Source organism: Segnochrobactrum spirostomi (assembly GCF_009600605.1).
GTDB classification, from domain to species: domain Bacteria; phylum Pseudomonadota; class Alphaproteobacteria; order Rhizobiales; family Segnochrobactraceae; genus Segnochrobactrum; species Segnochrobactrum spirostomi.
The window spans coordinates 435,149-458,633 of the sequence record NZ_VWNA01000003.1 but is presented as its reverse complement, the minus strand read 5'-3'; the positions used below and the strand labels follow the sequence as shown (position 1 = coordinate 458,633).

Annotated in this window: 24 protein-coding genes and 1 pseudogene; 20 read left to right on the top strand and 5 right to left on the bottom strand. The window is 67.9% G+C overall.

Translation table 11 applies throughout. The annotated features are described in order from the left end of the window. Window positions 1–27 precede the first annotated feature (27 nt). Genes F0357_RS22230 through F0357_RS22210 form a run of 5 tightly spaced genes read left to right on the top strand, consistent with a single transcriptional unit; the run spans window position 28 to window position 4,155 of the window. A complete protein-coding gene (locus tag F0357_RS22230) occupies window positions 28–270 on the top strand; it encodes an acetyl-CoA carboxylase (protein WP_153490277.1) in 243 nt (80 codons plus the stop codon). Window positions 271–275: 5 nt separating this feature from the next. Continuing rightward, window positions 276–1,646, top strand: coding sequence for an acetyl-CoA carboxylase biotin carboxylase subunit (locus F0357_RS22225; RefSeq protein WP_153490273.1), 1,371 nt, complete (start codon window positions 276–278; stop codon window positions 1,644–1,646). Window positions 1,647–1,693: 47 nt separating this feature from the next. Continuing rightward, window positions 1,694–2,569: a 5-oxoprolinase subunit B family protein gene (locus tag F0357_RS22220; RefSeq protein WP_153490269.1), complete on the top strand. Its 876-nt coding sequence runs from the start codon at window positions 1,694–1,696 to the stop codon at window positions 2,567–2,569. After that, window positions 2,559–3,536: a 5-oxoprolinase subunit C family protein gene (locus tag F0357_RS22215; protein ID WP_153490265.1), complete on the top strand. Its 978-nt coding sequence runs from the start codon at window positions 2,559–2,561 to the stop codon at window positions 3,534–3,536. Before F0357_RS22220 ends, F0357_RS22215 begins: the two co-directional genes overlap by 11 nt. Window positions 3,537–3,594: 58 nt before the next feature. Continuing rightward, window positions 3,595–4,155: a biotin transporter BioY gene (locus F0357_RS22210; protein ID WP_153490255.1), complete on the top strand. Its 561-nt coding sequence runs from the start codon at window positions 3,595–3,597 to the stop codon at window positions 4,153–4,155. Between the two features lie 82 nt (window positions 4,156–4,237). On the opposite strand, the gene F0357_RS22205 is transcribed toward F0357_RS22210, so the two are convergent. Then, entirely contained in the window at window positions 4,238–4,489 is a 252-nt protein-coding gene (locus F0357_RS22205; protein ID WP_153490252.1) for a hypothetical protein, read from the bottom strand. 30 nt (window positions 4,490–4,519) lie between these two features. On the opposite strand from F0357_RS22205, the pseudogene F0357_RS25365 reads away from it, so the two are divergent. Next, window positions 4,520–5,278 (top strand): annotated as a pseudogene (locus F0357_RS25365) (helix-turn-helix transcriptional regulator); the annotation flags it as partial. A gap of 104 nt (window positions 5,279–5,382) precedes the next feature. Here F0357_RS25365 and F0357_RS22195 read toward each other — a convergent pair. Next, a complete protein-coding gene (locus F0357_RS22195) occupies window positions 5,383–6,234 on the bottom strand; it encodes a transporter substrate-binding domain-containing protein (RefSeq protein ID WP_153490248.1) in 852 nt (283 codons plus the stop codon). A gap of 78 nt (window positions 6,235–6,312) precedes the next feature. Next, entirely contained in the window at window positions 6,313–7,110 is a 798-nt protein-coding gene (locus tag F0357_RS22190) for a HalD/BesD family halogenase (RefSeq protein ID WP_153490245.1), read from the bottom strand. 100 nt (window positions 7,111–7,210) lie between these two features. Here F0357_RS22190 and F0357_RS22185 point away from each other — a divergent pair, with 100 nt between their 5' ends. The 6 genes from F0357_RS22185 to F0357_RS22160 all read left to right on the top strand — a co-directional run bounded on the left by F0357_RS22185 (window position 7,211) and on the right by F0357_RS22160 (window position 12,526). Beyond that, complete coding sequence (locus tag F0357_RS22185; RefSeq protein ID WP_312861786.1) at window positions 7,211–8,110, top strand: LysR substrate-binding domain-containing protein; 900 nt, start codon at window positions 7,211–7,213, stop codon at window positions 8,108–8,110. Window positions 8,111–8,280: 170 nt separating this feature from the next. Continuing rightward, entirely contained in the window at window positions 8,281–9,336 is a 1,056-nt protein-coding gene (locus F0357_RS22180; protein ID WP_153490241.1) for an aromatic ring-hydroxylating oxygenase subunit alpha, read from the top strand. 17 nt (window positions 9,337–9,353) lie between these two features. Further along, the gene (locus F0357_RS22175; RefSeq protein WP_153490239.1) at window positions 9,354–10,310 is read left to right on the top strand and encodes a PDR/VanB family oxidoreductase; all 957 of its coding nucleotides are present in this window, start codon (window positions 9,354–9,356) and stop codon (window positions 10,308–10,310) included. A 72-nt stretch (window positions 10,311–10,382) separates the two neighbouring features. After that, window positions 10,383–11,012 (top strand): Rieske 2Fe-2S domain-containing protein, encoded by a 630-nt coding sequence (locus tag F0357_RS22170; RefSeq protein WP_246161852.1) that lies wholly within the window; start codon window positions 10,383–10,385, stop codon window positions 11,010–11,012. Window positions 11,013–11,016: 4 nt separating this feature from the next. After that, window positions 11,017–11,889, top strand: a complete 873-nt coding sequence (locus F0357_RS22165) for an aromatic ring-hydroxylating dioxygenase subunit alpha (RefSeq protein ID WP_208948542.1) — start codon at window positions 11,017–11,019, stop codon at window positions 11,887–11,889. 7 nt (window positions 11,890–11,896) lie between these two features. Further along, window positions 11,897–12,526: a glutathione S-transferase family protein gene (locus tag F0357_RS22160; RefSeq protein ID WP_208948541.1), complete on the top strand. Its 630-nt coding sequence runs from the start codon at window positions 11,897–11,899 to the stop codon at window positions 12,524–12,526. Between the two features lie 12 nt (window positions 12,527–12,538). Here the strand turns inward: F0357_RS22160 and F0357_RS22155 are convergent, their stop codons facing one another. Beyond that, window positions 12,539–13,171 carry a MarC family protein gene (locus tag F0357_RS22155; protein WP_153490224.1) on the bottom strand — a complete coding sequence of 211 codons (633 nt, stop codon included), beginning with the start codon at window positions 13,169–13,171 and terminating at the stop codon, window positions 12,539–12,541. 211 nt (window positions 13,172–13,382) lie between these two features. Here F0357_RS22155 and F0357_RS22150 point away from each other — a divergent pair, with 211 nt between their 5' ends. Continuing rightward, on the top strand, window positions 13,383–14,366 hold the full coding sequence (locus F0357_RS22150; RefSeq protein ID WP_153490212.1) for a phosphotransferase enzyme family protein: 984 nt from the start codon (window positions 13,383–13,385) through the stop codon (window positions 14,364–14,366). Between the two features lie 7 nt (window positions 14,367–14,373). Next, window positions 14,374–15,720 (top strand): aspartate aminotransferase family protein, encoded by a 1,347-nt coding sequence (locus tag F0357_RS22145; protein ID WP_246161851.1) that lies wholly within the window; start codon window positions 14,374–14,376, stop codon window positions 15,718–15,720. A gap of 84 nt (window positions 15,721–15,804) precedes the next feature. On the opposite strand, the gene fabG is transcribed toward F0357_RS22145, so the two are convergent. Further along, entirely contained in the window at window positions 15,805–16,578 is a 774-nt protein-coding gene (gene fabG, locus F0357_RS22140) for a 3-oxoacyl-ACP reductase FabG (RefSeq protein WP_153490209.1), read from the bottom strand. A gap of 308 nt (window positions 16,579–16,886) precedes the next feature. On the opposite strand from fabG, the gene F0357_RS22135 reads away from it, so the two are divergent. The 6 genes from F0357_RS22135 to F0357_RS22110 all read left to right on the top strand — a co-directional run bounded on the left by F0357_RS22135 (window position 16,887) and on the right by F0357_RS22110 (window position 23,343). Continuing rightward, window positions 16,887–18,026 carry an ABC transporter substrate-binding protein gene (locus tag F0357_RS22135; protein WP_153490199.1) on the top strand — a complete coding sequence of 380 codons (1,140 nt, stop codon included), beginning with the start codon at window positions 16,887–16,889 and terminating at the stop codon, window positions 18,024–18,026. 148 nt (window positions 18,027–18,174) lie between these two features. Continuing rightward, the gene (locus F0357_RS22130) at window positions 18,175–19,332 is read left to right on the top strand and encodes an ABC transporter ATP-binding protein (protein ID WP_153490196.1); all 1,158 of its coding nucleotides are present in this window, start codon (window positions 18,175–18,177) and stop codon (window positions 19,330–19,332) included. A 3-nt stretch (window positions 19,333–19,335) separates the two neighbouring features. After that, window positions 19,336–20,232, top strand: coding sequence for an ABC transporter permease (locus tag F0357_RS22125; protein ID WP_153490193.1), 897 nt, complete (start codon window positions 19,336–19,338; stop codon window positions 20,230–20,232). A 17-nt stretch (window positions 20,233–20,249) separates the two neighbouring features. Further along, window positions 20,250–21,050 carry an ABC transporter permease gene (locus tag F0357_RS22120; RefSeq protein WP_153490190.1) on the top strand — a complete coding sequence of 267 codons (801 nt, stop codon included), beginning with the start codon at window positions 20,250–20,252 and terminating at the stop codon, window positions 21,048–21,050. 97 nt (window positions 21,051–21,147) lie between these two features. Beyond that, window positions 21,148–21,909 carry a DeoR/GlpR family DNA-binding transcription regulator gene (locus F0357_RS22115; protein ID WP_153490186.1) on the top strand — a complete coding sequence of 254 codons (762 nt, stop codon included), beginning with the start codon at window positions 21,148–21,150 and terminating at the stop codon, window positions 21,907–21,909. Window positions 21,910–22,191: 282 nt separating this feature from the next. Then, a complete protein-coding gene (locus tag F0357_RS22110; RefSeq protein WP_153490181.1) occupies window positions 22,192–23,343 on the top strand; it encodes a polysaccharide biosynthesis/export family protein in 1,152 nt (383 codons plus the stop codon). The last annotated feature ends 142 nt before the right edge of the window (window positions 23,344–23,485 follow it).

The window sequence follows — 23,485 nt, the reverse complement described above, 5'->3', positions numbered from 1 at the left end:
CCCCGCCTTCCGAAGGAGACCAGACCGATGGCCGTCAAGACGATCCAGGCGCCGATCCCGGGAACGTTCTACCGCAAGCCCGCCCCGGACCAGCCGGCCTACAAGGCCGACGGCGACACCGTCGCGGTGGGCGAGACGGTGGGGCTGATCGAGGTGATGAAGTCCTTCACGCCGATCGTCGCCGAAGAGGCCGGGCGCATCGTCAAGTTCTATGTCGAGAACGAGGACCCGGTGATGGCCGGCGAGCCGCTCTACGACCTCGAGGCCTGAGCGGAATGCCCGTTACCAAGATCTTCGTGGCGAACCGCGGCGAGATCGCGGTCCGCATCATCCGCGCCGCCCGGGAACTCGGGATCGCCACGGTGCAGGCGGTGAGCGCCGCCGACCGCGACATGCTCGCCGCCCGGCTCGCCGACGAGGTCGTCGAAATCGGGCCGGCGCATGCCCGAAAGTCCTATCTCGACATGGATGCGGTGCTGCGCGGCGCGATCGAGAGCGGCGCCGACGCCATCCATCCGGGCTACGGTTTCCTGTCCGAGAACGCCGCCTTCGCCGAGAAGGTGGAACAGGCCGGGCTCGTCTTCATCGGCCCGAAGGCCGAGACGATCCGCGCCATGGGCGACAAGGCGACGGCGCGCGCCATGGCCGCGGCGGCCGGCGTGCCGACGGTGCCCGGCTCCGAAGGTCGCGTCGACGGCGTCGAGGCCGCGCTCGCGGTCGCCGAGACGATCGGCTACCCGGTGATGATCAAGGCTTCCGCCGGCGGCGGCGGCCGCGGCATCCGCGTCGCGCAGGATGCCGGCGAGCTCGCGACCCTGATCCCCCAGGCGAGCGCCGAGGCGCTCGCCGCCTTCGGCGACGGCGGGCTCTATCTCGAACGCTTCGTCGGCACCGCCCGCCATGTCGAAGTGCAGATCCTCGGCGACGGCACGCGGGCGATCCACACCTACGAGCGGGAATGCTCGCTCCAGCGCCGCCGCCAGAAGGTCTGGGAGGAGGCGCCGGCCGCCTGCCTCACGCCGGAGGTGCGCGAGGCGCTGTGCGCCTCGGCCGTCCGCCTTGCCGAGAGCGTCGGCTATCGCGGCGCCGGCACGCTCGAATATCTCTACGACGCTGCGACCGGCGAGTTCTTCTTCATCGAAATGAACACCCGCATCCAGGTCGAGCATCCCGTCTCGGAGATGATCACCGGCATCGATCTCGTCCGCGAGATGATCCGCATCGCCGCCGGCAATCCCCTCGCCTATTCCCAGGCCGACGTGCGGCTCAAGGGCCACGCCATCGAGGTGCGCATCAACGCCGAGGATGCGGCGAAGAACTTCCTGCCCGCGCCCGGCACAATCACCGGTCTCAGGGTACCGGGCGGCATGGGCGTGCGCTTCGATTCCATGCTCTATCCCGGTTATTCGGTCCCGCCCTTCTACGACAGCCTGCTCGGCAAGCTGATCGTCTGGGACGAGACGCGGGCCGGTGCGATCGCCCGACTGTCGCGCGCCCTCGGCGAGCTTGAGGTCTCCGGGCTGCCGACCACCACGCCGCTGCACAAGGCGCTCGCCGCCGACGCCGAGGTCCAGGCCGGCGCCTTCCACACCCGCTGGCTCGAAAGCTGGCTTGAAACCCACCCCATCGACAATCCGGCGTCCTGAAACCCTCTGACCCGAAACCTTCTCACCGGCGGAGCGCATAGATCGCGATGAAGACGAGATATTCCTTCGGGGGCGACGAGCACATTTTCGTCGAGGTCGACGAGGAGATGTCGCTCGAGGCCTTCTTCAAAAGCCTGTCGATGACGAACGCGGTCCGCGACAGCCGGATCAAGGGCGTGACGGAGATCTGTCCCGCCAACGCCTCGTTCCAGATCAAGTTCGACCCGGACCTGATCGCGCCGGACGACCTGCTCGCCGAACTGAAGCGGCTCGAAAGCGCGGCCGACGGCGCGAGCTCGACGATCCGCACCCGGATCATCGAGATCCCGGTCTTCTACGGCGATCCGTGGACCCACGAGACCCTGATGCGCTTCCGCGAGCGCCATCAGGACCCGAACGGCACCGATCTCGATTATGCCGCGCGGATCAACGACTATGCCTCGGTCGAGGCGTTCGTCGCCGCCCATTCCGGCTCGCCCTGGTTCGTCTCTATGGTCGGCTTCGTCGCCGGGCTGCCGTTCATGTACCAGATGGTGGAACGGCAGAAGCAGATCGAGGTGCCGAAATATCTGCGCCCGCGCACCGACACCCCGAAGCTGACGGTCGGCCACGGCGGCTGCTTCGGCTGCATCTATTCGGTGCGCGGCGCCGGCGGCTACCAGATGTTCGGCATCACGCCGATGCCGATCTACGACCCCCGCCAAGAGATCAGCTATCTCCGTGAGTTCATGATCTTCTTCCGACCGGGCGACATCGTGAAGTTCAAGCCGGTCGATCGCGCCGGCTACGACACGGCCGTGGAGGAGGTCGACAAGGGCAAGTTCGCGCCGCTCATCCGCGACGTCACCTTCTCGCTCGCCGACTTCCAGGCCGCCCCCGCCGCCACCAACGCTCAGCTCCTGGAGGTGCTCTATGGCGCTTGAGATCATCAAGCCGGGCCTTTCCACCAGCGTCCAGGATCTCGGCCGCCCCGGCTATTATCATCTCGGCATCCCGCTCTCCGGCGGCATGGACCGCTATTCCCTCGCCGCGGCGAACCTTCTCGTCGGCAACGACGAGGGCGATGCGGTTCTCGAGGCGGTGTTCATGGGGCCGGAGATCCGCTTCACCGCGGATGCCCTCATCGCCGTCACCGGCGCGGAGCTGCCGCCGAAGATCGACGGCGTCGAGCAGCCAACCTGGAGCGCGATCCCGGTCAAGGCCGGTCAGGTGCTGAGCTTCGGCTTCCTCAAGGCCGGCGCACGCGCCTATATCGCGATCGCCGGCGGCATCGACGTGCCTTTGGTCCTCGGTTCGCGCTCGACCTACGTACTCGGCGCCCTCGGCGGCCATGAAGGTCGCCCGCTCAAGGCGGACGACGTGCTTCCCGTCGGCGCGCCGAAGCGGGCGGTCGCGCCCGGGGCCGCGGCACCGGAGTCGCTGCGCGCCGTGCACGCCAAGGCGCCGGTGCTTCGGGTGCTGCCCGGGCTCTATTGGCACCGCATCACCGACGAGGCGGCGCTGCGCTTCTTCGAGGATACCTGGAAGGTCGCGCCCGAGGCGGACCGTATCGGCTATCGCTTCCGCGGCGGCCGCCCGCTCGAGTTCGTCCCCCGTAAACAGCCGTTCGGCGCGGGATCCGACCCTTCCAATATCGTGGACAGCTGCTATCCCTATGGATCGATTCAGGTGCCGGGCGGCACCGAACCGATCGTTCTGCATCGTGACGCCGTCTCCGGAGGCGGTTATTTCATGATCGGAACGGTCGTCTCGGCGGACATGGACCTGATCGGGCAGTTGCAGCCCCATCAGCCCGCCCGGTTCGAGAAGATCGATATGGACGGCGCGCTCGCCGCCCGCCGCGCGCGGGCCGCCAAGCTCGCCGAACTCGCCGCGGCGCTCGGCGCCTGATTCTGCGGCGTCCGTCTCCCCTGGGGATGGGCGCGCTCATTCGAGAAGGAATGGACCGATGTCTCTTTCGTCGCTGGCGTTCAGCCGCTCCCTCAAGTCCTCGCGCCTCGCCACCCAGGCCGTCGCCGTGGTGCTGGGCTCGGCCCTGATCGCCGCCGCCGCGCAGATCCAGGTGCCGATGATCCCGGTGCCGATGACCATGCAGACCTTCGCGGTGCTCGCGATCGGCATGCTCTACGGGCCGCGCCTCGCCTTCTTCACCCTAGCGGCCTACGTGTTCGAGGGCGTGATCGGCCTGCCGGTCTTCGCCGGCGGCGCCAACTTCGCCGTGCTCCTCGCGAAGCCCTTCACCATCGGCTACATCGCCGGCTTCGTCGCCGCCGCAGTCGTGGCGGGTGCGGTGGCCGAGGGCTCGGCCGGCGTGCTGCGTTCGGCGCTCGCCGTGATCGCCGGCACCGTGGCGCTCTACGTCCTCGGCCTCGGCTGGCTCGCTTACATGATGGGCGGCGACGTCGCGAAGGCGGTGAGCCTCGGCCTCGTGCCGTTCCTGCTCGGCGATGCCGTGAAGGCGGCGCTTGCCATCGCGGTGCGCGAGAGCCTCGGCCGCATCCGCTTCTGATCCCGGGCCATTCGGCTCCGACACTATCGGGCGGCGCTCCTCGGGGCGCCGCCTTTTTCGTGTTCGGAGTGCGCCGAGCGGATCAGACCGGCTCGCGGCGCACCTCGCGCACCACGGCCTGAAGCGGGCCGACCGAGCAGCAGATTTCGAGCATGTCGACCAGGGCGTGATGGCCGGCGGCTTCGACCGTCACCGCCTCGGCCCCGGTCTCGACGACGCGTCCCTCGAGGGCGAAGCGCGCGAGCCGCTCGGTCGCGAAATCGGCGAAGGCGGCGCCGAGATTGTCGCCTCGGAAGACGAGGCGAACCGACATAGAGTGATTGCCGATCTGCATGGCCTCTCCCGATGGTTCGGCCCATAGAACATGGTCAGCGCGCTCCCGTCCAATCTCGGCTTCTCCTTCGGCGAGGCGCTTTATCCGAACGGCGGCCTCTACGGCCCGCTGGCGAGCCCCTACGCGACCCTGCTGCTGATCCACGAGGGCCGCGCGGAGATCGGCGTCGACGGTGCCCGCCATGGGCTCGGGGCTGGAGAGGTCGGCTGCTACGTCAACGCGCGGGAGATCTCGATCCTCTATCCGGCCGGCCTCTCGACCAGGGTCGCCTGGTGCGAGACCCTTCTCCCGAGCCTGCCGGCGGGGCCGGCCGCGATCGGCCTGCCGTCGGCCGCGTCCCTGCCGCTCGGCGAGCGCGTCGCCGGCTTGATGCGGACCGGCCTCGATCTCGGCTATGCGGAGGAACCGGCTCTGAACCGGCTGCGCAACGCGCTCGGCGAGGCGGTGTTCGCCGCCTTCGCGCTCGATCTCGGCCTCGGCGGCACCGGCGCCCCGAACGCCGCCGTGCAGCGGGCGCGCGCATATGCCGAACGCTTCTATAGCGGTGCCTGCGATCTCGCCGATCTCGCGGCGGCCGCCGGCGTGACGCCGGAACACCTCGTCACCGCCTTCCGCCGCCAGCTCGGGCGGACGCCGATGCGCTATGTCTGGGAGTTGCGGACCGCCAAGGCGATCAATCTCGTGCAGCGCTCCGGGCTGACGCTCGCCGAGATCGCCGACCAATGCGGCTACAAATCACCGTTCCATCTCTCCCGCGAGATCAAGAAGACGACCGGCCTCGCGCCGCGCGACCTGCGCCGCAAGGGCGGATATCTCCCCTCCACCGTCGAAGCCGGCCTCGCCCCGCCCGTCATTTCTGACGGGGGCGCCGGCGCTTGGGCGCGTGACGCGCGTCAGCCGCCGACCGGCGTCACGTCGAGCTTGAACCACTTCAGGCTGAGCGTCTTGACGGTACCGTCGGCCAGCGCGGCGGCGAGCGCCTCGTCGAATTTGGCGCGCAGCTCCGGGTCCGACTTGCGGAACGCGGCCGCCTCGCCCGGCCCCCAGATCGGTCCCGCAATCTTCGGGCCGACCAGCATCATGTCGCTGTTCTCCGGCTTCGAGAACGCCGACACGAAATAGGTGACGTCGTCGAAGGCGACGTCGACGCGTCCGGCCGTGACGTCGAGATCATGTTCGGGGGCGGTCTTGTATTCCACGACCTCGGCGACGTCGCCGAAATTGTCCTCCACGAACTTGGTGAAGCTCGTCGATGCCTGAATACCGATCCGCTTTCCCTTCAGAGCGGCCCGGAACGCATCGATGACCGGCTTGTCGTGGGTCTTGTCGCCGGTCAACACGACCTGGGTACCGGTGCCCGCCATCGTCGCGAGCGGCCCGTCCTTCAGACCGGCGAAGCCGCCCGGCGTCGACGCATAGGGTTTGGAGAAGTCGACGACCTTGCTGCGATCGTCGGTGATCGCGATTCCGTCCATGAGAATGTCGAACTTGCCGGCGTTGAGGCCGGCGATCATGCCGTCCCACGACTGCGCGACGAAGGTGCAGGTCAGGTGCATCCGGGCGCAGAGATCCTTGCCGAGATCGATCTCGAAGCCGTCGAGGGTTCCGTCGGGCTTCGTCAGATTCCAGGGCTCGTAAGCCCCCTCGGTGGCGATCGTGACCGTCTGCCAGTCCTTTGCCTCGGCGGCGGATGGAGCTGCGAGGGCGAGGCCCACGCCGACGAGGGCGGCGAAGAGATGCTTCATAGGTGTGTTCCCGTGTGGAAGGTCTGGAAGGCGCGCCTGTAAGCCGCGCGTGAACGGGGGCTTTTGCCCCTCTGGTAATCAGGCGGCGCGGCCGTAGAAGCCGAGCCGTTCTTCGGCGGTGAACGTCACCCCCGGTCTTTCGTAATAGGAGAACACTGCGATCATGCGGTCGCGACCGCCCTGTACCGGGGTGACGCGATGGGCGGTGTTCTTGCCGCGGAAGACATTGAGGGTGCCGGGCCGGAGCCTCAGGATGCGCGCCTCGGGATCTTCGCCGCGCAGAAGGCGCGCGACGCCGTCGAAGTTCGGATCGTCGTCACTGCGCAGATCGGTGCGGTACTCGAACTCGCCGCCGGCCTCGGGCGCCTGGAGAAGCAACGTCGTGGTGAACTCGGACCGGTCGAAATGCCAATTGAGCGCTTCGCCGGCGCGGTACGACATGACGTTGGCGCGCGCCAGCGGGTCGGCCATCGGATGCAGCATCGGCTTGTCCATCGTCGCGGCGAGGAAGCGGACGAGCGGCGCATAATCGTAGATCGCGAGCACGATGCTCCGAGCGATCTGGTCGGCGCACAGGGTGTGGCTGACGGTCTCCACCTTCCGCAGCGCCGGGTGATCCGGGGCGAGCTCGGGAATCTCCGGCTTGAAGTAGATGTTGTGGACCCGCTTGTGAGTGTGGGAGACGGTGCCCATCACCGGGGCGATCTCCGCCGCGGCCTCGGCGGCGACGCCGGGGCGCAGGAAATTTTTGAGATTGAACATGCCGTCGGCGGCGAGCGCGGCCTTGGAGGAGGCCACGAGTGCCTGCCATTCCGGGCTGTCCTTGCGGTCGAGCGGATACGTGTCGAGGTCGATGAGGGTGGCGATGTCGCGCATGAGGGGCTCCTGGTCTGCGGTCTAGACAGCCCCGAAAAAACCTTCTCCTCAACGCCGGAAATTATTAGGCTTGCGAAAGAAAATCTTTCGGAGGCCTCCCGTGAACCCGCTCCCGCCCCTCAATGCCGTGAAGGCGTTCGAAGTCGCCGCCCGGACGGGTCAATTCACGCTCGCGGCGGCCGAGCTCGGCGTCTCCTCGGCCGCCGTGAGCCAACAGATCCGCAATCTCGAAGCGCATTTCGGCAAGCAGCTCTTCGTGCGAAACGGCAACCGCATCACCCTCACCGACGCCGGCCAGGCCATCTATCCGCAGGTATCGCGGGCGCTCGGCGAGATCGCCTCCGTGTCCGCGCGTCTCCTCGAAGGGGAACTGCGCACGAAGCTCGTCGTCAGCGTTCCGTTCTCGCTCGCCGAGCACTGGCTGGCGCCGCGCCTGCAAGGTCTGATGGAAACCTATCCGCACATAGCGATCGATATTCGGGTGGAAGACGATCCCGTCGACCTGATGCGCCGCCATATCGACCTCAGGATCAGCTACGGCGACTATCATTATTCCGGCGTTTCGGTCATTCCGCTCGTTCACGACGAGGTTCTTCCCGTGTGTTCGCCGGGCTTCTGGCGTCGGTACGGCCAGGAAGCAGGCGGCCTCACAAGCCTCCATCAGAGCCATTTCATCCATACCGATTGGGGCCCGAACTACGCCTCGCACCCGACATGGTCGGAATGGTTCGCCCAGCAGGGCAGCGCGCGCCGTCTCGATCCGTCGCTCGGTCGCCGCGTCGGGCTGTCGAGCCTCGCCATTTCGGCGGCGCAACTGGGGCTCGGCGTCGCCCTCGGCCAGCGGGTCCTCGCGCGAGGCGGCCTCGAAGCCGGGCGATTGATCGCCTTGTCCCCGTTCTCCGCTCGCCTCGGCTACGCCTATTGCGCCTTCGTTCCGCGCTCGCGGCTGGGGAGACCGGAAGTCGCCCTCCTGGTCGATCTCCTCGGCCGCAACGATTAAGCAGGGCGGCTCCCTTGCGGACGTGCGGTCACCTCTCCCGGCACCACGTTTGGTGACGTTCGATCTTAATCCCAGACATGTCTTGCGAAGTTCTGAGCATTCCTCCAATTCCAAGGTCGCCGTAAGATCCGGGCAACGGGCGACCTCCCCGCCCCGCCGGGACCAATCTGATGTTTTTGCCGAGCGACCATTCCAAGACGGCGACGCCCTTGCCACGCGACTGTTCGTTCCGCGAAAGCGACTGGCTGGTGCTCGCGCGCTTCTGGCACCCGGTCGCCTTCGCCCACGAGGTGGCGGACAAGCCCGTCGCGGCGCGCCTGCTCGATGTCGATCTCGTGCTCTACCGCACGACCACGGGGATCACCGTCGCCCGCGATCTCTGTCCGCACCGCGGCACCCGGATCTCGCGCGGCTTCCTCGACGGCGACCGGCTGGTCTGCCCGATGCACGGCCTCGCCTTCGACGGCACCGGGGCCTGCCGGAAGATCCCCTCGCTCGCCGATCAGACCGCGCCGATCCCGCCGAAGCTGCGGCTCCAGACGGTGCTCTCCGAGGAGCGCTACGGCATCGTCTGGGCGTGCCTCGCGGGCACGCCGATCTGGCCGCTGCCGCGCTGGGAAGGCATCGAGAATCCGGCGTTCAAGAAGCTCCATATGCCGGTCGACACCTGGAAGGCCGCGGCGAGCCGGCATGTCGAGAACTTCAACGACATCGCCCATTTCCCGTGGGTGCATCCGGGCAGCTTCGGCGGCGACACCGATTGGGCCGCGCCGCACTACGACGTCAAACACACCGAGGGCGGCCTCGCCTTCGCGATCCCTTATCTCGAAGGCGGCAACCGTTTCCCCGACGGCGTGACGGCGGAGCGGCGGCCCGTCGTCTACCATTACGAGCTCACCTTCCCGTTCTCGACCCTTATCAAGGTCGATCCGCAGGATTCTGATTTCGTGCACTTTTTCGCCGACACCGTATGCCCGGTCTCGGCCCGCGAGACGCGCATCTTCCAGGTGGTCACCGACACGACCGGCGACCCCGACCCGGCGCTGTGGACGCACGATGCGCTCGTCATCAACGCCGAGGATAAGCCGATGGTGGAGGAGCAGCGCCCCGAGGATCTGCCCCTCGACCTGCGCGACGAGATCCACATTCCGGCCGACCGCTTCTCCATCGAATATCGCCGCGCGCTGGTCTCGAAGTTCGGCCTCGGCGCGCCGCTGTCGTCGTGACGGAGCGGTTCGCCGCCATGAGCAGCCCGGAGCTCCTGAGTCTGAAAATCGTGCGGCGGCGTGACATCGCCGAACGCGTCGTCGCCCTCGACCTCGCTGCCCCGGACGGCGCGCCGCTGCCGGCCTTCACCGCCGGCGCCCATCTCGACGTCCACGTCGCGCCCGGCGTGACGCGCTGCTATTCGCTGTGGGGCGACCCGGCCGATAGCCGCCTCTATCGCATCGCGGTGCTGCTCGAACCGAGCGGCCGCGGCGGCTCGAAAGCCGTGCACGGGGGTCTGCCGGAGGGAGGCGCCGTCACCGTCGGCTTGCCCCGCAACGCCTTCCCGCTCGACGAGGGCGCGCCGCACACGCTGCTGCTCGCCGGCGGCATCGGCATCACGCCCCTCCTCGCCATGGCCGCCCGCTTGACGGCGATCGGGCGTCCCTTCGCCCTGCACGCCTTCTTCCGCTCCGCTGCCGCGGCACCCCTCCGCGACGAGGCGGAGCAGCTCGCCGGCACGCGCCTTCACGTCCACCTCGACGACGAGCCCTCGTCGCGCCTCGATCTCGCGGCGCTGGCGGCCGCGCAACCGCCGGGGACCCACGCTTATGTCTGCGGCCCCCGCGGCTTCATGGAGGCCGCCGTCGCGGCGCTGCGTATGCGGCTGCCGGAGGGGGCGATCCACACCGAAAGCTTCTCGCCCCCCGAAGCGGAAGCCGGCGATCGGCCGTTCATCTGCGATCTCGCCCGGTCGGGGCGGTCGATCCCGGTGCCGGCGGACCGCAGCCTGCTCTCCGTTCTGATCGAGTCCGGCCTTCCGATGGATTGGTCGTGCGAACAGGGCCTCTGCGGCGTCTGCGTCACACCGGTCCTCGGCGGCGTGCCGGATCACAGGGATCATTATCTCTCGCCGGCCGAGCGCGTCGGCAACACACTCATGACGCCGTGCTGTTCGCGCGCCCTCACGGATCGGCTCGTGCTCGATCTTTGATGGCCCGTGGCATAAGGCATGCACCGTGGCGGCCGGGCGAAGGCCCGCCGCAAGAGGAGAAGACCCGAGGCCATGACGAACGCTTATGGGGATCATCCGCCGATGGATCTCGGCCCCGGCTGGATCGCGGTCGCGCTCGGCCGCGACGTCGAGCCGGGCGTCGCCGTTCCGGCGATCGTCGGCGGTCGCGAGATCGTGCTGTGGCGCACCGAGAGCGGCGTCCTGCAGGCGTGGGTCGATCGCTGCCCGCATCGCGGCATGCGGCTCTCCCTCGGCTTCGTGCGCGGCGAGAGCCTTTCCTGCCTCTATCACGGCTGGCGTTACGGCGCCGACGGCGGCTGCATCGGCATTCCGGCGCATCCCGATCTCGTGCCGCCGCGCACCATCACGGCGACGACCTATCCGGTGATCGAGGCGGCCGGGCTGATCTGGCTCGCGCTCGGCGACGCCGCCGGCACGCCGCCCGCCCCGGACGGCGCCTGGACCGGCGCCATCAGCGTCACCATCGACCGGGACGCCGCGAGCGTCGCGGCCGCGCTGGATGACGCCGCGGGCCGCTTCGCCGCGGTCCAGCCGGTGCTGCCCGGCCGGGCACGCCTGCATGTGGCGGTGGCCGACGGCGGCGACGCGATCGCGGCCTGCCTGTGGGCGGAGGACGTGCGCCGCCGCCTCGAAATCCCCCTTCTCGCTGCCGCGGAGTGATTCCATGGCCATGACGAACGATCGTGTCGCCCTCGACGCCTGGTATGTGGTGGGGATCGCCGCGGACCTCGCGCCCGGCGCCTCCGCCCGCACGCGGCTGCTCGGCCAGGACCTCGTGCTCTCCCGGGACGCCGACGGCACGGCGCGGGCCGCGATCGCCGGCGGACCCGAGGACGGCCGCGCGTGCCCCGTCACCGAGCGTTACGGCTTCCTGTGGACCAGCCTCGGCACGCCCGTCCGCGACGTCTTCGATCTCCCCGAGGCCGACGAGCCGGATCGGCGCTCCATCACCTGCGGCACGGTGGAGGTCGGCGCCTCGGGGCTCCGCCTCGTCGAGAACTTCCTCGACATGGCGCATTTCCCGTTCGTCCACACCGACATCCTGGGCGCGGTCGACCATCCGGAGGTCGAGCATTATCAGGCCGAGATCCGCACCGACGTGGACGAGGTGTGGGCGACGAACTGCAAGTTCTGGCAACCGCTCGCCGCGCTCACCTCGAAGAGCGGGCAGATGAGCCACTATGTCTACCGGGTGCCCTCGCCCTTTAACGTGATGCTCTACAAGACCTGTCCCGCCGCGCCGGGCCGGTTCGACGCGATCGCGCTGCTGATCCAGCCCGTCGAGAGCGACCGCTCGATCGCCTATCCGCTGATGGTGGTGATCGACCACGTCAACGCGGACGAGGACATCGTCATGTTCCAGCAGCGTATCTTCCTCCAGGATCGGATCATCCTGGAAAATCAGCGGCCGCGGCGCCTGCCCCTCGATGCCCGCGCGGAGATCCCGACCCGGGCGGACCTGTCCTCGGTCGCCTATCGGCGCTGGCTCAAGGACAAGGGGCTGAAATTCGGCGTCCACGAATATGCGGACGCGTGAGGCGGCGATGGCTCTCGTTCTCTATAACCACGATCTCCTCGCCGACGCCTACAAGGTGCGGCTGCTCCTGAGCCTTCTCGGGCTCCCCTACGAGAGCCGCACCGTGGCGATGCTGCCCGGCGCCGGTGCCGACGCGCCGGCCTTTCGGGCGCTGAGCCCGGCCGGTACCGTGCCGGTGCTCATCGACGGCGACACGGTCCTGACCCGGCCCGAGGCGATCCTGATCCACCTCGCCGAGCGCCACGACCCGGCCGGCCGCTTCCTGCCGGGCGACGGCGGCGCGCGCGCCGCGGTGCTCGATTGGCTGTTCTTCGCCGCGGGCGACCTCAGGGCCGCCGAGGCGGCGCGCCTCAAGTCCCTGTTCGGGGCGGCGTCGGCCTTCGCCGACCCTTACGCCACGGCGCGGACCGCCTTCCGCCTGCTGGAAGGCCACCTTGTGCGCCAGACCTTGCGGGGCGCGCGCTTCTTCGTCGGCGATCAGGCGACGCTCGCCGATCTCGCGATCTTCCCGACTGTGGCGCTCGCCGCCGATTTCGGTCTCGGCATGGAGGAGTTCCCTCGCCTGCTGACCTGGTCGCGCCGCCTCCACGCCTTGCCGGGCTTCATCACCATGTCGGGCGTCCGCGAAATGGTGTGAACGGCGCGGCGCTCAGGCGATCCCCGGCAGCAGCGCGCGCAGGCTGCCGATGATCATCTCCATGGCGATCGCGGCGAGCACCATGCCCATCAGCCGCTTGGTGACGCTCATCACCGTCGCCGAGAGATAATGGGCGAGGAACGGACCCGATATCAGGGTCGCGCCGAGGATCACGACGAAGACCGCGACCCCGGCGCTCAAGCCGGTGATCTGCGCGGCACCGCCGGCCTGCTGCGCAAAGATGACGAGCGTCGAGATCGTGCCCGGTCCGAGCAGGATCGGGATCGCGAGCGGATAGAACGCGACATTCTCGACGCTCTGCCAGCCGGCCTTCTCGACGCTGGTGCCGCCATGGGTCGTGCTCTCTGAGCCATGGAGCATCGAGAGCGCGATGAGGAGCACGATCAGGCCGCCAGCGAGGCGGAAGTGCTCCACGTCGATGCCGAAGAAGGACAGGATCGCGGCGCCCGCCGCGGCCGAGATGGCGCACCCGACCGCCACCGTCAGCGTGACGAGGACCGCCGTGCGGCGCTGATCGACGAGGTTCATGTCGCTCGTCAGCGAGAGGAAGATCGGCAGGTTGGCGATCGGGTTCATGATCGCGAACAGCGCGGCGAACACCTTCGTGGCGAAGACGAAATCCATGTGGGCGGCTCCGAGAGGCTTCGCCTGCGGGGTGCGGGCGGCGGCCCGATCCGCGCCGCGTTCCGCCTTTGATAGCGCGGGACGCAGGATGCGCAAACGAGATCACATCGCGCGCCTCCCCGACACCGCCGGTCGGGTCGAAACTTTGGATGTTGCAAATCCAACATTTTTGCTGTTGGCTTTGCCAATATCACCCGCCGGATGCCTGCTGATGCTCTACGACGATCTCTTCCTGTCGCGGCTCGAACGCGGCGTGCGCTCCGTGGTCGGCACGTGGGGCGCCGCGCCGGACGCGGAGATCCGCCTCCTCACGATCTCGGAGAACGCGACCTATCTGGTTGAGGACGACGGACGGCGCTTCGTCGTGCGGGTGCACCGGCCCGCCTATCACAGCGAGGCCGAGATTCGCTCCGAGCTCGCCTGGATCGAGGCGCTGCGGCGCGACGGTATCGTCGAGACGCCGGCGCCCATCCCGGCCGCCGACGGGGCGATGCTCGTCTCCTTCTCGGACGGCGAGCACATGCGCAATGCCGTCGCCTTCGAGCACATGGCGGGCCGCGAGCCCGACGCCGACTCCGATCTCGTCAAATGGTACGGCCATCTCGGCGAGATCAATGCGCGGCTGCACGGCCATTCCCGGGCTTGGAAAAAGCCTGAAGATTTCGCCCGTAAGACCTGGAATTTCGAGCGAATCGTCGGCGACACCGCCTATTGGGGCGACTGGCGCGCCGCGCTCGGCCTCGATGCCGAAGGCCGCGCCGTGCTGGAGCGCCTCTATCCGCTCCTCGCGCGCCAGACCGCGGCCTACGGCTACGACGAGGCCCGCTTCGGCCTCGTCCATTGCGACATGCGGGCGGCGAACCTGCTCGTCGACGGCGACCGGCTCGGCGTCATCGACTTCGACGATTGCGGGATCAGTTGGTTCGCCTACGACTTCGCCGCCGCGATCAGCTTCCTCGAACACGAGCCCGTGGTGTCGGACCTGATGGCGGCCTGGCTCGAAGGCTATCGCCGGGTCGCGCCGCTCGACGCCGAGCACGAGGCGGCACTGCCGATGTTCGTCATGCTGCGCCGGCTCCAGCTCACCGCCTGGATCGCCTCCCATGCGGAGACCCCGACGGCGCAATCGATGGGCACCGCCTATACCGACGGCACGGTTCGGCTCGCCGATCTCTATCTCTCCCGGCATGGCTGAGGCGATCATGAGCATGCTCGACGGCGACACCCCGACCAAGGAAATCCTCGACCTCAACCGCTTCGACGATCGCGCCGCGCGCACGTTCGAGCCGGAACTCGCCGATCGCATTCGGCGCCGCCGCGCCACCTTCGGCGCCTCATCGGTGCTGTTCTACGAGCAGCCGATCGAGATGGTGCGGGCCCGCGGCGCCTTCATGTACGACGCGAGCGGCAAGCGCTATCTCGATGTCTATAATAACGTTCCGTCGGTCGGCCATTGCCATCCGAAGGTGGTCGAGGCGATCGCCGCCCAGGCCGCCGTGCTCAACATTCACACGCGCTATCTGAACCGCGCCGTCGAGACCTATGCCGAGGCGCTGCTCGCGACCTTCCCCGCACCGCTCACCAATCTGGTGATGACCTGCACGGGGAGCGAGAGCAACGACCTCGCCATGCGCATCGCCCAGATCGGGACGGGCAAGCGCGGCTTCATCGTCACCGAGACCGCCTATCACGGCAACACGGCCCTGGTGACGGAGATCTCCCCCTCCTCGCTGCGCAAGCGCGCGCCGGCCGATTTCGTCCGCTGCGTGCCGGCTCCGCTGCTGCGGCCCGGCGAGGACGTCGCGGCGACCTTCGCCGCCGCCGTCCGCAGCGCCGCCGCGGATCTCGAGGCCGCCGGGCACGGCGTCGCCGCCCTGATCGTCGATTCCATCTTCTCGAGCGACGGCATCCACGCCGATCCGGCAGGCTTCCTGAAGGAGGCGGTCGAAGCGGTCCACGTCGCCGGCGGGCTCTTTATCGCCGACGAGGTGCAGCCGGGGTTCGGGCGCACCGGCGGTGGAATGTGGGGATTCCAACGCCACGGGCTCACGCCGGACATCGTCACCATGGGCAAGCCGATGGGTAACGGCTTTCCGATGGGCGGCGTCGTCACCCGGCCGGATCTGCTCGCCGCCTTCTGCGAGGAGACCGGCTATTTCAACACCTTCGGCGGCAACCCGGTCGCCGCCGCCGCCGGCAAGGCGGTGCTCGACGTGATCGCCGAGGAAGGCCTGATCGAGCACGCGCGGAGCGTCGGGGCGGCGTTCCTGGCGGGCCTGCGCGACCTCTCGGCCCACGAGCCGGCGATCGGCGCGGTGCGCGGAGCCGGCCTCTTCATAGGGCTCGATTTCGTCGATCCGGCGAGCGGCGCGCCCGACCCGGCGCTCTCGACCCACGTCATCAACGCCATGAAGGAGCGCGGCATCCTGATCGGCGCGGCCGGGCTCTACGGCAACACGCTCAAGATCCGCCCGCCACTCTGCTTCTCGGCCGCCGATGCGGCGTTCTTCACGGATACGCTGGCCGCGATCCTCGGCGCGCGGGCCTGAGCCGCCGCGAACGTTGGTACTCGCCACAATACGGACCACAACGCTCCCCGACGCCGACAGGACGGCGGAGAGCGTTTTCGCGTTTCAGCCCATTGCCTCGAGCGCGCCGAGGGATTCCGGCAGGATCTGCCCGCCGTCGACGACGAGGCTCTGGCCGGTGATGTAGGCGGCCTCCTCCGAGGCGAAGAACAAAGCCGCGTTGGCGATGTCCTCGACGCCGCCGAGCCGGCGCATCGGGATCGAGGCTTCCATCTTCGTGATGTAATCGCCGCCGATTCCGTCGAGCCCCTCGGTCATGATGTTGCCCGGCAGCACCGCGTTCACGGTGATCCGGCGGGGCGCGAGCTCGATCGCCGCCGTGCGCATGAAGCCGAGCTGCCCGGCCTTGCTCGCCCCATAATGCGACCAGCCGGGATAGCCGGTGACCGGGCCGGTGATGGACGAGGTGAGCACGATGCGCCCGCCACCGGCCTCAGTCATGGCCGGCAGAACCGCGGAAACGCTGAGAAAGAGGCTGCGCAGGTTCGTCGCCATCACATGATCGAAGTCGGCGGCCGTCATTTCCCCGAGCTTGGCGGCCGGGAAGATGCCGGCATTGGCACAGAGCACGTCGATCCCGCCGAACCGCGCGACCGCCGCCGCCGCCATCGCGTCGCAATCCTCCGGCCGGCTCACATCCGCGGCAAAACCCTCGGCGTGCGGCCCGATCTCGGCGGCGACCCGGTCGGCATCGGCGGCCGAGCGCGACACGACGAGAACGTTGAGGCCCGCCTCGCCGAAGCGGCGCGCGATGCCCCGGCCGATCCCGCGGCTGCCGCCGGTGACGATCGCCGTCTTTCCTTGTAGTGACTTCAACATTCCGTTCCCCTTCTTTTTTGCGCAGTGCAACGGGCTTGCCCGCGTGAGTCGCGCCGTCTCGGCACCCCGAGCGGCCGGTCGCGGACGGCGCGACGGCCCCGTTGCCCAAATGAAAAGCACATTGAGATCAATATCTAATCGATCACGTTCGAGGTTGCGGGCCGTGCGCTCGACGGAGTCGCCACAGGACCGGCGCGGCGCGGCGAACCTTTCGCATCGCCGCAAAAAGATGTTGTAAGCAACACATTCCTCCGACACAATTCCAACAAATGGCCGCACCGAGAGCCACAGACCGGAACGAGGGACCGATGATCGATATTTCCAGGCGCAACCTGTTGCAGCTCATGGGCGCGGCGGCCTTCGCCGGCCCCATGGCCATGATGAGCAAGGCCTATGCCGCGCGCGACAAGGAGCTGAACATTCTCTGTTGGGAGGGCTACAATTCGGCCCAGGTGCTCGATCCGTTCCGCGCCAAGGAAGGCGCGACGGTGAAGGCCGAAAGCCTCACCAACGACCCGACGATGATCAACCGGCTGCGCGCCGGCGAGACCAACATCTGGGACCTGATCAACGTCAACAACCCTTGGGCGCGCAAGGTGATGTGGCCCGCCCACCTGATCAAGCCGCTGCCGAAGGCCGAGTTCGAGCCGTTCTTCGACAAGATGCTCCCGCAGTTCAAGCCGCCCTATCGGTGGGCGATGAGCGAGGACGGCAAAGAACTGCTCGGCATGGCCCAGCGCTTCGGGCCTTACAGCTTCGTCGTCAACACCGACAAGATCAGCCGCAAGACCGCCGAGGAACAGGGCTGGAACCTGTTCAACGACGCCTCGCTCGCCGGCAAGTACGGCATTCTCGAATCGGACGACTGGAACGTCTTCAACATCTTCCTCATCGCCGGCATCGATCCGTTCAAGACGCACAACGATGCCGAGATGAAGCTCTTCAACGAGACGGCCGTGCGCGTCTTCAAGGGCGCCAAGATGGTCGGCGACATCGCGACCATGAACCAGGCCCTGGTCTCCGGCGAGATCGACCTGCACATGACCGGCGGCACCTATTCGGTGTCGCCCGCCCGCGCCGACGGCTACGAGAACCTGCGCGCCGTGACCCCGCTCAAGGGCCCGATCAACGGGCTCGGCGGCGTCTCCTGGATCGAGATCACCTCGACGGTGAACAATCCGCAGCTTTCGCCGCTCGCGACCGAGTTCCTGAAATATGTCCAGGCGCCGGACGTCGCCCACACCGTGGCGTTCGCCGAAGGCACCTACAACCCGGTCGCCCAGATGGGCAACCCGAAGTGCTTCGAGCTCTTCACCAAGGAGCAGCTCGTCGCGATCCAGTGGGACAGCCTGGAAGAAGAGATGGCCCGTTCGGCCGAGTACGACATCGTGCCCGACTACGACAAGGCGCTCGACCTGATGACCGCCGCGAAGCGTCTGCGCGGCTGAGGCGGGGCCGAGTCCCCTTCCCCGGCACCGCCCGATCGGAGCGACCCGATCGGGCCCCGTGCCTCTTCCGAGCGCGATCCGGCCGGGCCCGCACGGTCTGCCGGCCTGATCGGCCCGTATAGCTTTGCAAGACCTCGAGGATCGGCCGATGAACGCTCCCTCCCACGCGCACCTTTCAGACGCGGAGCCGACGCCGGTTCCGTTCGCCGACGGCGCGCCGGCCCACGCCCCGGAAGCGCCCGCCCAGGCGGCGAGGCCGGTGCTCCAGCTCGTCGGCGTCCGCAAGGTCTTCAAGGATTTCGCAGCGGTGGACGGGATCGACGTCGACATCCGCGAGGGCGAGTTCGTGACGATCGTCGGCCCGTCCGGGTCCGGCAAGACGACCCTCCTGCGCATGCTCGCCGGCATGGAGGCGCCGACCCACGGCTACATCACCCTGCGGGGCGAGCTCATCAACGACGTGCCCTCGAACCGGCGCCCGACCTGCCTCGTGTTCCAGTCGCTCGCCCTCTTCCCGCACAAGACGGTCGGCGAGAACATCGAATTCCCCCTCAAGGTCAAGAAGATCGCGCCGGCCGCGCGGAAAGCGCGCGCGCTCGAATTGATGCGCATGGTCCGCCTGCCGGAGGACTATTACGGCAAGAACGTCATGCGTTGCTCCGGTGGCGAACGGCAGCGCGTCGCGCTCGCCCGCGCCTTCGCCTACGACCCGGACGTGCTGTTCTTCGACGAGCCGCTCTCGGCGCTCGATTACAAACTCAAGAAGCTGCTCGAGAAGGAGCTCAAGGATCTGCACCGCGAAAGCGGCAAGACCTTCGTCTACATCACCCACTCGCTCGAGGAAGCGATGGTGATGTCGGACCGCATCGGGGTCATGCGCGCCGGCAAGATCGTGCAGATCGGCACGCCGGAGGAGATCTATGCCCGCCCGGCGACCCGCTTCGTCGCCGAGTTCTTCGGCGAGGTGAACGCGATCGAGGTCCGCCGCGACGCGGACGGGCGCTGGATCGGGGACGGCGACCGCCCGATCGCGCTCGGCACCAAGGCCCCGGAGGCGGCGGACACGGCTGCCGTGATCGTGCGGCCGGAAGCGATGCGCTTCGTCGAAGGACCGGCGGGCGCCGACAATGTGCTGACGGGCCGCGTCTTCAACGAATATGCCCTGGGCTCCCGGGTCCAATATCAGGTCCATGTCGAGGACAAGACCTTCCTCGTCGAACTGCCGCGCACCGCCGCGAGCCCGGTCCAGGGCGACACGGTGACGATCGGCTGGGATGCGCGCGACGCCATCGTGGTGGAGGCCTGAGCGATGGCCGTCACCACGCTCGACGCCCCCGCGGAGGCGAAGACCCTCTCGCTCCGCCTCTCCCCCGGCCTGCGCAGCGCGAGCCCCGTGCTCGTGCTGCTCGTGCTCGGCTTTCTCGCCCCGCTCGTGACGGTCGCGGCCTATGCCTTCGCGACGCCGAAGAGCTTCGACGTCTTCCGCACCTTCACGCTGGCGAACTTCGCCGCGATCGTCGATCCGGCGAACACGGTGTGGACGTCGTTCGCCTGGTCGCTTCTGTTCGCCTTCATCACGGTGGCGCTGCTCGCGATCGTCGCCTACCCGATCGCCTACGGCCTCAACCGGGTGTTTGGCCGCTTTTCCGGGCTCGTCAGCGTCCTCTTCGTCTTCCCGCTGTTCGTCTCGGAGAATGTCCGGCTCTATGGCTGGGTGCTGTTCTTCATCAAGAACGGTGTGCTCGACGGCGCGATGAAGTGGCTCGGCCTCGGTGCCGGTCCCGAGGTGCTCTACACGCCCGGCATCATCCTGTTCGGCATGGCCTACGTCTATCTGCCCTTCATGCTGTTTCCGATGACCCTCGGCATCGCCATGATCCCCCGCGATCTCGTCGATGCCGCCCGCGATCTCGGCGCGAGCCGGCTCATGATCTGGCGCGAGGTGGAATTGCCGCTCGCGATGCCGGGAATCCTGATCGGCATGCTGCTCACCTTCGTGCTCGCCGCCGGCGCCATTGCCGAGGCGAAGATCCTCGGCGGCCAATCCGTCATCATGATCGCCCAGGACATCGAGGTCGCCTTCACCTACGCGCAGAATTGGCCGCTCGGCTCGGCGCTTGCGCTGATCCTCGTCGCGATCGTCAGCGGGCTCGCCCTGTTCGTGCTCTCCCGGCTCGATCTCGACCGCATTCTCGGACGGCGCTGAAGCGCGGAGGTTCCCCCATGGACTCCATCGGTCAAGCCCGCACTCGGGCGTTCATCCGGCTCTGGACCGCGCTCGTTCTCGTCGCGATCTATCTGCCGATCCTGTGCGGCGCGCTCGCCGGGCTCTCCAAGGGGCGCTATTTCGGCTTCCCCGTGCGCGCCTTCTCCCTCGAATGGTGGCAGAAGACAGTCGATTCCTTCGAGATCCACACCCTCGTTCAGAATTCGCTGCTGATCGCCCTGATCGTCACCGTCGTGTCGGTGTTCTTCGCCTTCTTCGGCGCCCTCGCCTTCGCACGCTACGACTGGAAGGGCCGGCGCCTTTTCCAGAAGGTGCTGCTCCTCCCGGTCTTCTTCCCCCAGCCGGTGCTCGGGCTCGCCCTGCTCCTGTGGTTCAACGCCCTCGGCATCAGCCCGAGTTGGCAGACGGCCGTCGTCGCCCATCTCGTCTGGATCGTGCCGGTCGTCACCCTGGTGATCGCGATCCAGGTCTACAGCTTCGATCCGACGCTCGAGGAGGCCGCCGCCGATCTCGGCGCGAGCCGGCTCTTCATCCTGCGCGAGGTGACGCTGCCGATCCTGTGGCCCGGCATCTGGTCGGGCGCGCTGTTCGCCTTCCTCTTGTCGTGGGGCAATTTTCCGCTGTCGCTCTATACGGCGGGCGTCGATTCCACGATCCCGAAGTGGCTCTATTCGAAGATGGTGGCGGGCTATACGCCGATGGTGCCGGCGCTCGGCACTATGAGCACGCTGGCCGCGGCGGCGCTTCTGCTCGGCGGCGGAGCGGTGCTCGCGATCGTGCGCCGCCGGCAAGCGTGATCTCGCGGGAAATCACGCTTGCCGCACCCACGCAGGGTGCTAAGAACGGCCCATAAGCCTAATCATAAAAAGGATAAAGCGGCATGAGGCGGAGGCCATGAGGCGATCGAAGGCGTCGCGGCAGGAGCAGATCCTCGCCGAGCTCAACCGGTCGCCGAGCCTGCGGGTCGCAGAACTCGCCCGCCGGCTCGCCGTCTCGACGGAGACGATCCGGCGCGACCTCGATGCGATGACCGAGCAGGGCCTCCTCAACCGCACCTATGGCGGCGCCGTCCGCCCGCTCGGCACGGAACCCTCGGTCACCGAGCGCCACGCGCTCCACGTCCCCGAGCGCGAGCGCATCGCCAAGGTCGCGGTGCCGCTTCTCAAGACCGCGCGCATCCTCATGATCGGCTCCGGCGCAACGACGGTGCATGTCGCACGCCGCATTGCCGTCGAGATGAAGAACATCGCCGTCATTACCCATTCGTTCGGCGTCGCGACGGTGCTGTCACTCAACCCGACGATCAAGGTGCTGATGATGCCGGGCGACTATCATCCCGGCGAAGGCGCGACGGTCGGCGTCCACGCCGTCTCGTTCCTCAACGATTTCCACGCCGATTGCGCCATCATCGGCGCGAGCGGCCTCGCCCCGGACGGCCCTTCGGAGGCGCTCCTCGAATGCGGCGCCGTCTATTCGGCGATGGTCGCCCGCGCCGCGCGCTGCATGGTCGTCGCCGACCATTCGAAGCACGACCGGGTCTTCGCCGCCCGCTACACCCCCTGGCGCAACGTCGCGACCCTCGTCACCGACCGCCCTCCCGAAGGTGCCCTGCGCGATGCGCTCGACCAGAACGCCGTCAGCGTGGCGCTGGCGTGAGGCCTTACCCAGGCGAGAACCGAGCCCCCGCTCAGCGGGCGGCAGATGGGCCCTCATTCCGTCTTCGCGTGTTCGGATTGGTGGGCCCTCGCAGTCCCCTGCCCGTGTGACCCAAACGCCACGGGTGGGAAACATTCCTTAACGCCCACCATCGATAGTGCCCTCGGTCGGCCTTCCGCCGCCTCTCGCGACACGACACGATCCTTCGACGGCAGCTTGGTGCGGGCGCTCGGACCTGCTAGGAGACCGGCGTGGGCTGAAACAAAGGGTGGTAAGCCGACGATGCGTGGTTCCGTTGCTGCGACCGCCCTCGCGCTCGTGCTCGCCGGATGCGGCATCCCGAAGGTGGGCCCGTCCGCCTCTGAGGTGCTCAACACGGCGAACCAGGCGAAGAGCAATTATATCGTCGTCGACATCACGCCGTCGGTCGTCTCGGCGCTGCGGTCTCGGCCGCCCGAGGGCTTTTCCCAACGCTTCGGGGATTATCGCAGTTCGGTCGAACCTCGCATCGGCGTGGGCGACACGCTCTCCGTGACGATCTGGGAGGCGGGTGCCGGCGGCCTCTTCACGGCGCCGCTGACCACCGAGAAGTTCTCCACCGGCTCCAAGAGCGCGACGATCCCGAACCAGATCGTCGGCCGCGACGGCACCATCACCGTGCCGTTCGCCGGAAATATCCCCGTCGTCGGCAAGACCCCCGGCCAGGTTCAGACCGAGATCGAATCGGCGCTCGTCGGCAAGGCCGATCAGCCGCAGGCGCTCGTCTCTGTTCTCCAGGCGGTCAGCAGCTCGGTGACCGTCACGGGCGAGGTGGCGAACGGCGCACGGGTGCCGCTCTCGATGAAGGGCGACCGTATTCTCGACGTCATCGCCGCCGCCGGGGGCCTCCGGGCGCCGGTGAACGAGACGACGGTGGAATTGTCGCGCAACGGCAAGACCGCGACGATGCCGCTGATCCGCATCGTCACCGATCCGCGCGAGAACATCTTCGTCCGCCCGGGCGACTCGCTCGTGCTGGTGCGCGATCCCCTCTCCTTCCTCGCCTATGGCGCGACCGGTGCCAACGCCGAGATTCCGTTCCAGAGCGACCGTCTGACCCTTGCGCAAGCGCTGGTGAAGGCGGGTGGCCTGCAGGACTACCGCGCCGATCCGGCGGGCGTGTTCATCTTCCGCTACGAGCCCGCCTCGATCGCCCGCCAGCTCGCGCCCACGAACCCCGCGGTGCGCGACGGCACGCTGACGCCGATCGTTTACCGCATCAACATGCGCAACCCGGACAGCCTGTTCCTGATCCAGCAATTCGAGATCCAGAACAAGGACGTCCTCTACGTCTCCAACGCCTCCCTGACCGACACCCAGAAGGCGCTGCAAATCTTTAACATGATCGCCTCCCCGACGGCGACCGGCGCCAGCATCTACTCCGCGGTGAAGTGACACTCCTTCCGTGGCATGGATTTTTCCCACGCGGGGCCCAATTTTATCACAGGTAGAAGAAGGCGCTGCACCCGACGCCGGGCGGCTCACCGCAAGGTTGGAGCTTTAGCGTCCGGTTCGTCCGTTAAGCAGGACGAGAATT